The sequence below is a fragment of the Clavibacter lycopersici genome, from assembly GCF_003576405.1.
GTDB lineage: Bacteria > Actinomycetota > Actinomycetes > Actinomycetales > Microbacteriaceae > Clavibacter > Clavibacter lycopersici.
The window spans coordinates 1-9,038 of sequence record NZ_QWGT01000113.1; the positions used below are offsets into that span (position 1 = coordinate 1).

Sequence of the window (9,038 nt, forward strand, 5' to 3'; positions counted from 1 at the left end):
GGACTGGCTGGCGCCCGCGCAGGGCACGGCGCTGCGGCTGCCGCGGGCGGCGACGGTGCGGGTGGACGGGCGCGAGCTCCCCGCGGGCGAGCGCGTCCGGATCGGGGACGACCCCGTGCGCGTCGAGCTCGCGTGGCTCCCGGGGCGCGTACGCTGAGATCGATCTCTCGGGCGGGATCCGACCCTCACGACAGGCCGGGTACCCGCCCCGACCGCATCACCGCACGCCCCCACCGCGGCATCGTCGCCGCCCCATCGGAGGAGCACCCGTGACCACCACCATCACCGTCGACCTCGACCGCCCCGGCGCCACCATCAGCCGCCACCTCTACGGGCACTTCGCGGAGCACCTCGGCCGCTGCATCTACGACGGCTTCTTCGTGGGCGAGGACTCGCCCGTGCCGAACGCCGGCGGGATCCGCCTGGACGTCGTGGAGGCCCTCAAGGCGCTCGACATCCCCAACCTCCGCTGGCCCGGCGGCTGCTTCGCCGACCGCTACCACTGGCGCGAGGGCATCGGCCCGCGCGAGGAGCGGCCGAAGCTCATCAACACGCACTGGGGCGGCGCGGTCGAGGACAACTCCTTCGGCACGCACGAGTTCATGGCGCTCTGCGAGCTGCTGGGGGCCGACGCCTACGTGTCCGGCAACATCGGCTCGGGCACGGTGCAGGAGATGTCCGACTGGGTCGAGTACCTCACGGGCGCGGGCCAGTCGCCGATGGCCGACCTGCGCCGCGTCAACGGTCGCGACGAGCCGTGGACGGTGCCGTTCTGGGGCCTCGGCAACGAGGCGTGGGGCTGCGGCGGCAACATGCGCTCGGTCACCTACGCCGACCTCGCCCGGCAGTTCGGCACCTTCTGCGAGAGCGGCGGCGACACCCCGCTGCACCGCATCGCGGCCGGCGCCGACACCATGGACACCGAGTGGACCGAGACGCTGATGCGCGTGATCCCGGAGATGGACAAGCACCCGTTCTCGTCCGTGCCGTGGGAGTCGGTCTCGGTGCACTACTACACGATCGGCGGCAGCTGGACGGCGAAGGGCAGCGCGACGGACTTCGACCAGGAGGCGTACTGGAGCACCATCGTCGCCGCGCAGGGGATCGAGCCGCTGCTCCGCGCGCACGCCGCCGTGATGGACGTGCACGACCCCGAGAAGCGCTTCGGCATGGTGCTCGACGAGTGGGGCACCTGGTGGGACGTGGAGGAGGGCACGAACCCGGGCTTCCTGTTCCAGCAGAACACGATCCGCGACGCCATGGTCGCCGCGCTGCACTTCGACGTGTTCCACTCCTTCGCCGACCGGCTGCGGATGGCCAACATCGCGCAGACGGTGAACGTGCTGCAGGCGATGCTGCTCACGGATCCCGACGGCGGCGAGATGGTGCGCACCCCCACGTACCACGTGTTCGAGATGAACCGCGGGCACCACGACGCCGCATCTCTGCCCGCCACCGTGGCGGGTCCCGTGCGCGCGGTCGACGGCCGGGAGATCCCGCTGGCCTCCGCATCGGCGAGCGCCAAGGACGGCCGCGTGCTCGTCTCCCTGTCGAACGTGGACCTCGAGGGGCCGCTCGAGATCGAGCTCGCGTTCCGCGGCGGCGCGGTCGACGACGTCGTGGGCCGCATCCTCACGGCCGACCGGCCCGACGCGCACAACCGCCCGGGCGACGCCGACGCCGTGAGCCCGGTCCCGTTCGACGCGTTCGAGCGCACCGCGGACGGCCTCCGCCTCACGCTCCCGCCGCACTCGTTCGCGACCCTGTCGCTGCGGATCGACGCCTGACGCGCGGAGGTCCGGCACGACGACGCCGGCCGCCCGGATCCGTGGAGGGATCGGGGCGGCCGGCGTCGTCGCGTCAGGAGCGTGCGGTGCGTCAGCCCTTGAACGCGCCGTCCATGATCCCGGTGATCATCCGTCGTCCGACGAAGAAGAACAGGATCAGCAGCGGCAGCGTCGCCATGAACGACCCGCCCATGGCGAGCGCCACGTCGATCGACCGGTTCGCCTGCAGCTGCTTCAGCGCGATCTGCACCGTGAACAGCTCGGGCGACTTCAGCACGATGAACGGCCACATGAAGTCGTTCCACACGCCCGTGAAGGTGATGAGCCCGAGCACGAACGCCGCCGGCCGCACCACCGGGAACGCGACGCCCCAGAACAGCTGCCACGAGTTCGCGCCGTCGAGCCGGGCCGCCTGGATGAGCTCGTCGCTCACCGTGGTGGACATGTGCTGCCGCATCCAGAAGATGCCGAACGCGCTCGCGAGGCCCGGCACGATGATCGCCTGCAGCGTGTCGACCCAGCCGAGCTGGCTGATGATCAGGTACTGCGGGATCACGCTGAGCTGCGCCGGGACCGTCATGGTGAGCAGCACGATGAGGAACAGCGCGTTCCGCCCCGGGAACGTGAGCTTCGCGAAGGCGAACCCGGCCATCGCGCAGAGCACCGCGGATAGCACCGCGACGGTCGTCGACACGACCACGCTGTTGAACAGCGACAGCAGGAACGGCACCGTGTCGAACACCTTCGCCGCTACCGCGAAGAAGTTCCCGCCCGGCACGAGGCGCGGCGGGATCGACGTGATCGCGGTCGCGCCCACCGAGGCCACGACGAGCATGTAGTAGAGCGGGAACACCGAGACGAGCACGGCGAGGCTCAGGAACACATAGGCGATCGGGCTGACGCCGCCGCCCTTCCCCCGGCGTCGGGGCAGGGCCGACCGCCTGGTGACGGGTGCGGCGACGACCGGTGACACGGTCTGGTCGATCACGTCGGACATCAGCTCGCCTTCCTCGTGCGGGTGGACAGGTAGAAGTTGAGGAGCGCCACGACCACGACGATCACGAACAGCACGACGCCGATGGCGGATCCGTAGCCGAACCTGAACTGGCCGAAGCCCTGCTCGTAGAGGAACAGCGCGAGCGTCTGGCACTGCCGGCCGGCGCCGCACGTGAGGCCCGACTCCGGCGCCGCGAGCAGCGGCTCCGTGAATATCTGCAGGCCGCCGATGGTCGACATGATCACCGTGAAGATGATGATCGGGCGGAGCGCGGGGATCGTCAGGTGCCGGAACTGCTGCCAGCTGGACGCGCCGTCCACCGCCGCCGCCTCGAACATCTCCCGCGGCAGCGCCTGGAGCCCGGCCAGGTACAGCAGCGTGTTGTAGCCGAACCAGCGCCACATGACCATGGCCGAGATGAGGATCCACGAGCCGTGGTTGGTCGCCATGAAGTTGACCGACGGCAGCCCGAACAGGCTCAGCACCCAGTTGATGAGGCCGAAGTTCCGGTCGAATATCTGCGCGAACACGATCGCCGTCGCGGCGACCGAGGTGATGTACGGCACCAGCAGCGCCATGCGGAAGAAGTTCGCCCACTTGAGCCGGGCGTGGTTGAGCAGGTGCGCGAGGAACAGCGCGAGCAGCAGCTGCGGGATCGTCGAGATGAGGAAGATCGCGAACGTGTTGACGAGGGCGTTCCAGAACCGGTCGTCGGCGAAGAGCTGCTGGAAGTTCGCGAGCCCCACGAAGGTCTGGTCGCCGATGGGGTTCCAGTCGAACAGCGAGACGTAGAACGTGAAGACCAGGGGGAACAGGCCGAACACGATGAAGATCACGAAGAAGGGCGCCACGTACGCGTAGGGCGCGATGCGCTCGGAGAGCGACTGCTGGATCTGGCGGGTCTTCGCGACCGCGGGCGCCTTCCCGCGGCGGGGCCGCGGGGCGGATGGTGGCTCGGTGCTCGTGCGGGGTGATGTCGCCGTCGACATGGGGTACCTCCGTCTGAGGGGCGGCCCGGAGCGCGAGCGCGCCGGGCCGCCCGGGTGGGTGGGGCAGGATCAGCCGCCGATGGCGGTCTTCGCCGACGCGAGCGCCTGCGACCACGCCTTGCCCGAGGTGACGTTGCCCGCCTCCAGCTCGACGAGCGTGTTGAGCAGGGCGGCGTTGATGGGCGTCGTGTCCGGCCCGTTGTAGAACGACGGGAACTGCGTGACCGACTCGGACATGACCTTCCCGATCTCGGAGTCGCCGAAGAAGTCGTCCTGGTAGGCCAGCACGTCCTCGCTCTCGACCGCGCTCGCCGCGGCCGGGAAGGTGCCGGTCCTCGTGAAGTGCTCCTGCTGGGCGTCGGCCGACATCATCGTCTCGATGTACTTCCACGCCGCCTGCGGGTGCTCGGCGCGCGCGGGGATGGCGATGACGCTGCCGCCCCAGTTGCCGCCGACGCCGGGGACGCTCGCGACGCGCCAGTCGCCCGCGGTGTCGGGGGCGTCCGTCTTGATGCCCTTCAGGATCCAGGACGGCGCGACGGTGACGGCGAACGCCCCGTTCGCGCGGCCCGGCGCCCAGCCGGACGAGAACGCCGCGATGCCCGCGCTGATGCCGGCGTCGTGCGCGTCCACCGCGACCTGGAACGCGTCCTCGACCTGCGGGTTCGTGTCGTAGACGAGCTCGCCGTCCTCCGAGTAGTACTTCTCGCTCACCTGGTTGACGGTGGAGAAGAACACGCTCGTCTCGATGTTGTCGACGAACGGCTTGCCGGTGGCCTCCGTGTACTGCTCGCCCATCGCGATGAACGAGGGCCAGTCCTTCCACATGGCCGCGACCTCGTCCGGCTCGGTCGGCAGGCCGGCCTCGGCGAAGAGGTCGGCGCGGTAGGCGAAGCCGAGTCCGCCGACGTCCGTGGGGATCCCGACGACCGAGCCGTCCTCCGCGGTGGCGGCGGACGCGGCCCACGGGAGGTAGTCGTCCGCGATGTCGTCGCCCCCGAGCGTGCGGAGGTCGAGGAAGTTCGCGCTGTTCTCGACGAACTGCGGCAGGTCGTCGTTCTGGATCATGACGAGGTCCGGGACCTTGCCGCCGGCCAGCGCCGCGGTGAGCGCGGTGGCCGTCTCGGTGGTGGAGCCGACCTCGGTCAGCTTGATCTTCGCGTCGGGCGCCTTCTCCTGGTACTCGGCGACGCCGTCCTTGGCGGCGATGCCGGTGAACGACCAGAAGGACGCCTCCGCGTTCGGGTCGTCCGATGCGCCGCCCCCTCCGCCGGAGGAGCATCCGGTCAGGGCGACGGCGACTGCTGCGGCGGCTGCGACGGCCGTCAAGCTTCTTCTCACGATGTTTCCTCTTCGTCGGGGATCCGTGCGGCGTGATCGGAGCGTCAGCGCTCCGGCCGAGAGAACGATCTCTTGGCGTCACCGTAGCTCGCGGGCCGGTGGCGTGCAAGCGGCGATGCGGAACCGGGACCGCGCCGTGAGACATCGATCTCCGCCTAGGATCAGGAGGGCTTCGCGACCGCGACGGCGCCCGCCGGGAGGAGATCCATGCAGACGAGGGCGAGCGCCCGATGACCCGGCCCACCCTGGTGGACGTCGCGAAGGCGGCCGGCGTCTCCCGCGCCACGGCCGCGCGCGTGCTCTCCGGCGGCACCCGGGTCGACGTGCGGATGGCCGCGGCCGTCGAGCACGCGGCGAGGCAGCTCGGCTACGAGGCGAACAGCGCGGCCCGCATGCTGCGCGGCGGACGCTCGGGCGCGATCGCGCTGATCATCGCCTTCAACGAGCTCGACAGCCTCACCGGCACCTTCTTCACGTCGGTGCTGAAGGGCGCCGCGAAGGGGCTGCACGCGGCGGAGATCCAGCCCGTGCTGCTGCCCGCCGACCAGGACGACGCGGACCGGATCCCCCGGTTCCTCCGGTCGCGCGCGGTGGACGGCGCCATCGTGATCCTGCAGCACGAGATCACGCACCTCGCCCAGACGCTCGCCGACTCCCCCGTGCCCGTGGCCTGGGTGGGGCGGCCGCGCGGCGACCTCGCGGACGACGCGATCGTCGTCGACTCCGACAACCACGGGGGCGGGCGGCTCGCGGCGCGCGCGCTGGTCGACGCCGGGCGGCGGCAGCTCGGGATCATCGCGGGGCCGCACGACATGGAGCCCGCGCGCGACCGGATCCGCGGCTGGCGCGACGAGCTCACCGCGCAGGGCGTGGACCACGGCGCGATCGTGCACGCCGAGTTCACGCTGGAGAGCGGCGGGGCCGCCATGGCCCGCCTGCTCCAGCGGCACCCGGCGATCGACGGCGTGTTCGCCTCCTCCGACCTCATGGCCGCCGGCGCGATCCGCATGCTGCAGGCGTCGGGGCGGCGCGTGCCGACGGACGTCTCCGTCATCGGGTTCGACGACGTGATCATCGCGACCACGTCGGATCCGCCGCTCACCACCGTGCGCCAGCCGCTCGAGGAGATGGGGCGCGTGGCCGCCGAGACGGTGATCGCGACCATCGAGGGCCGCGAGGTCGACCGCCAGCCCGTGCTCGCGACGAGCCTCGTGCAGCGGGAGTCGGCGTGACCGGCCGCCCGCCGGCGCCGCACCGGCTCATCGTCAGCACCGACGCGGCGAACGAGGTCGACGACCAGTTCGCGATCGCGCAGGCGCTCCTCACGGGGACGCTCGACGTCCGCGCGCTGGTCGCCGCGCACTTCGGGCAGCCCGGGAGCATGGCCGCGTCACGGCGCGAGATCGATCTCGTGGCGGGCCTCGCGGGAGCCGCGGTCGACGTGCTCGACGGGTCGCCGGATCCGCTCCCCGACGCCCGCACGCCCGTGCCGTCCGACGGCTCCCGCCGCATCGTCGCGGAGGCCATGCGCGACGCCGGGCGGCTGTGGATCGCCGTGCTCGGCCCGCTCACGGACGTCGCCAGCGCGCTCCTCGAGGAGCCGGCGATCGCCTCCCGCGACGTCGTCGTGGTGTGGGTCGGCGGGCCGCCGTACGAGGAGGTCGCGGCGTACCACCCGGAGTTCAACCTCATCAACGACGTGGTCGCCGCGAACGTCGTTATGGGGTCGGGGATCGCCGTCTGGCAGATCCCGATGCCCGTCTACACGATGGTCGGCGTCGGGCACGCGGAGCTGCGCACGCGGCTCGGCGGCACCAGCCCGCTCGCCGACCACCTCGTCGACGGGGTGATCGCGTTCGACGCGACGATCCCCTATGGCCCCCTCGACCTCCGCTCGCTCGGCGACAGCCCGGCCATCGGCGCCGTGATGAACCCCGCCGGCGGGCGGTGGCGGATGCGGCCCGCACCGCTGTACGCGGCGGACGGGTCGCGCGACGGCGACGGCGACGGCGACGGCGAAGGCGACGGCGAAGGGCACGCGATCCGCGTCTGCGAGGCGTTCGACACCCGCTGGCTCATCGAGGACCTCATCGCGAAACTGCGCGAGCACGGCGACCGCGTCGCCGGGTCGCCCGGCGACCGCTAGGTGCGCGGCGGCGCCACGGATCCCCGCATCACCAGCTCCGTCTCGAGCTCCATGCGCGTGCCCGGCGTTCCGCCCGCCCGCGGCCGCCCGGCGCGGTCCGCCTGCTGCAGCATGTGGAACGCGGTCGCGCCCATCTCGGCGATGGGCTGGCGCACGGTGGTCATGGGCGGCATCGCCCACGCGGACTCCAGCACCCCGTCGAAGCCGACGACGCTGAGGTCGTCCGGGATCCGCAGCCCCGCGTCGTCCGCCGCCTCGTAGACGCCGAGGCCCATCACGTCCGAGCACGCGAAGAACGCGGTGGGCCGGTCGGGCCCGGCGAGCATGGCGCCGGCCGCGGCGCGGGCGCGCTCGCGGTCCCAGTCGCAGAAGGCGATGCGGTCCTCGGGCACGTGGATGCCGGCGGCGCGCAGGGCGGTCGTCAGCCCGTCGATGCGGGCGCTGCCGAAGAGGTGCGCCCGCACGCCGCCGATGACGCCGATCCGCGTGTGCCCCTCCGCGATGAGCAGCTCCGCGGCGATGCGGCCGCCGTCCCAGTTCGTGGCCCCGACGCTCGCCACCTCCGCGGGCGGCCGGGAGCTCGGGTCGATCGCGACGACGGGGATGCCGGCCGACGTGAGCGTGTGCAGGCTGGCCGGGGTGGCGTCGACGAGCACGAGGATCGCGCCGAGGGAGGGGCGGCGGAGGAGCCGGCTGATCCACGCGCCGTCGGGGCGGGCGCGCGCGAGCACGAGGTCGACGCCCGCGGCGGACGCCTCCTCCTCGATCGCGCGGAGCACCGGGCCGACCCAGCTGCCCTCGATGTGCCCCACCACGACGTCGACGACGCCGGCGGCCCGGGGATCGCGGTCGGTCGGCCGCGCGCGCGGTCGGCGCCGGTAGTCGAGCGCGTGCGCCGCCGCCATCACGCGCGACCGGGTCGCCTCGGAGACGTCGGTGCCGCCGTTGAGCACCTTCGAGACGGTGGGGACCGTGGTGCCGGCGCGCTCGGCGATCTGCGCCATCGTCGGCCGGGGTGCGGCGGGCGTGCTGTCCATGATCCGGAGCCTAGTGGAGGTCCGGTCACTAAAGTTGCGCAACTCCCTGGCGCCGCCGTCATCGGATCGAGACCCGCGCACCCCTTGCCGCCCGCTCCCGCGCGGGAGATGATGTGCGGACACCGCGCGCCGCTCGACCGGAGTTGCGCAAGGTCCGTTCGATGGCGAACCGCGGAGCGATCCGCCCGGCACACGGAGGACGACGATGACCCCCACCCCGCTCGTCGAGCTGCGGTCGCGCACCGTGGACCGCCGCCGCCCCGCCGCCCGCCGCCCCGCACCCGAGGCCAGCGTCGACGACCTCGTCTGGCGCAGCGGCCGGCTCGAGCTCCGCTTCCGCCGCTCGGCCGACGGCCCCGTGATGCTCACCCGCCTCGTCGCCGGATCCGTGGAGACGCACGTCGCGCACCCGGTGCCGCTCGTCGAGGTCCTCACCGACCGCCTCACGCCCACCGCCATCGGCGGCCAGCTGCGGTACGTCGCCCACTCCGTCTCCGCCGACGGCACGACGCTCGAGATCGTGTCCGAGACGCCGCGGGGGATCCGCGCCGCCGTCACCCTGCACGGTCGCGACGGCGCCTTCCGCAGCAGCGCGGTCGTCAGCAACGGCACCGGCGAGCCCGTGCCGGTCGCGGTGGTCACCAGCTGGGCCGCGCCGCTCGGTGTGCGGCTCGACAAGGGCGACGCCGCGGATCCGGCCGCCGACTGGGAGCTGATCGCGGGCCGCGCCGCGCCCGGGGG

The 9,038-nt window shown here is 72.4% G+C and carries 8 protein-coding genes; 4 read left to right on the forward strand and 4 right to left on the reverse strand.

Annotation, left to right across the window (positions count from 1 at the left end):
• The first annotated feature begins 269 nt into the window (after positions 1-269).
• Complete coding sequence (locus DZG00_RS08935; protein WP_119381863.1) at positions 270-1,787, forward strand: alpha-N-arabinofuranosidase; 1,518 nt, start codon at positions 270-272, stop codon at positions 1,785-1,787.
• Positions 1,788-1,878: 91 nt separating this feature from the next.
• Here DZG00_RS08935 and DZG00_RS08940 read toward each other — a convergent pair whose 3' ends face one another.
• The 3 genes from DZG00_RS08940 to DZG00_RS08950 form a co-directional block, all read right to left on the reverse strand.
• Positions 1,879-2,784 (reverse strand): carbohydrate ABC transporter permease, encoded by a 906-nt coding sequence (locus DZG00_RS08940; RefSeq protein WP_119381862.1) that lies wholly within the window; start codon positions 2,782-2,784, stop codon positions 1,879-1,881.
• Positions 2,784-3,773, reverse strand: coding sequence for a carbohydrate ABC transporter permease (locus DZG00_RS08945; RefSeq protein WP_119381861.1), 990 nt, complete (start codon positions 3,771-3,773; stop codon positions 2,784-2,786). Before DZG00_RS08945 ends, DZG00_RS08940 begins: the two co-directional genes overlap by 1 nt.
• A 69-nt stretch (positions 3,774-3,842) precedes the next feature.
• Positions 3,843-5,102 carry an ABC transporter substrate-binding protein gene (locus tag DZG00_RS08950; RefSeq protein WP_158586979.1) on the reverse strand — a complete coding sequence of 420 codons (1,260 nt, stop codon included), beginning with the start codon at positions 5,100-5,102 and terminating at the stop codon, positions 3,843-3,845.
• 242 nt (positions 5,103-5,344) lie between these two features.
• Here DZG00_RS08950 and DZG00_RS08955 point away from each other — a divergent pair, with 242 nt between their 5' ends.
• A complete protein-coding gene (locus tag DZG00_RS08955; protein WP_119381859.1) occupies positions 5,345-6,346 on the forward strand; it encodes a LacI family DNA-binding transcriptional regulator in 1,002 nt (333 codons plus the stop codon).
• Positions 6,343-7,260, forward strand: coding sequence for a nucleoside hydrolase (locus DZG00_RS08960; RefSeq protein ID WP_119381858.1), 918 nt, complete (start codon positions 6,343-6,345; stop codon positions 7,258-7,260). Before DZG00_RS08955 ends, DZG00_RS08960 begins: the two co-directional genes overlap by 4 nt.
• Here the strand turns inward: DZG00_RS08960 and DZG00_RS08965 are convergent.
• Positions 7,257-8,297, reverse strand: coding sequence for a LacI family DNA-binding transcriptional regulator (locus DZG00_RS08965; RefSeq protein ID WP_158586978.1), 1,041 nt, complete (start codon positions 8,295-8,297; stop codon positions 7,257-7,259). The two genes, DZG00_RS08960 and DZG00_RS08965, sit on opposite strands and share 4 nt — an antisense overlap.
• A 205-nt stretch (positions 8,298-8,502) precedes the next feature.
• Here DZG00_RS08965 and DZG00_RS17000 point away from each other — a divergent pair.
• A partial coding sequence (locus DZG00_RS17000) for a hypothetical protein (protein ID WP_158587800.1) occupies positions 8,503-9,038 on the forward strand: 536 nt, incomplete at its 3' end.

Coding starts and splice junctions, on each gene's coding strand:
- DZG00_RS08945 (WP_119381861.1), bottom strand. CDS start 3,773: ATGTCGACGGCGACATCACCCCGCACGAGCACCGAGCCACCATCCGCC.
- DZG00_RS08940 (WP_119381862.1), bottom strand. CDS start 2,784: ATGTCCGACGTGATCGACCAGACCGTGTCACCGGTCGTCGCCGCACCC.
- DZG00_RS08955 (WP_119381859.1), top strand. CDS start 5,345: ATGACCCGGCCCACCCTGGTGGACGTCGCGAAGGCGGCCGGCGTCTCC.
- DZG00_RS08965 (WP_158586978.1), bottom strand. CDS start 8,297: ATGGACAGCACGCCCGCCGCACCCCGGCCGACGATGGCGCAGATCGCC.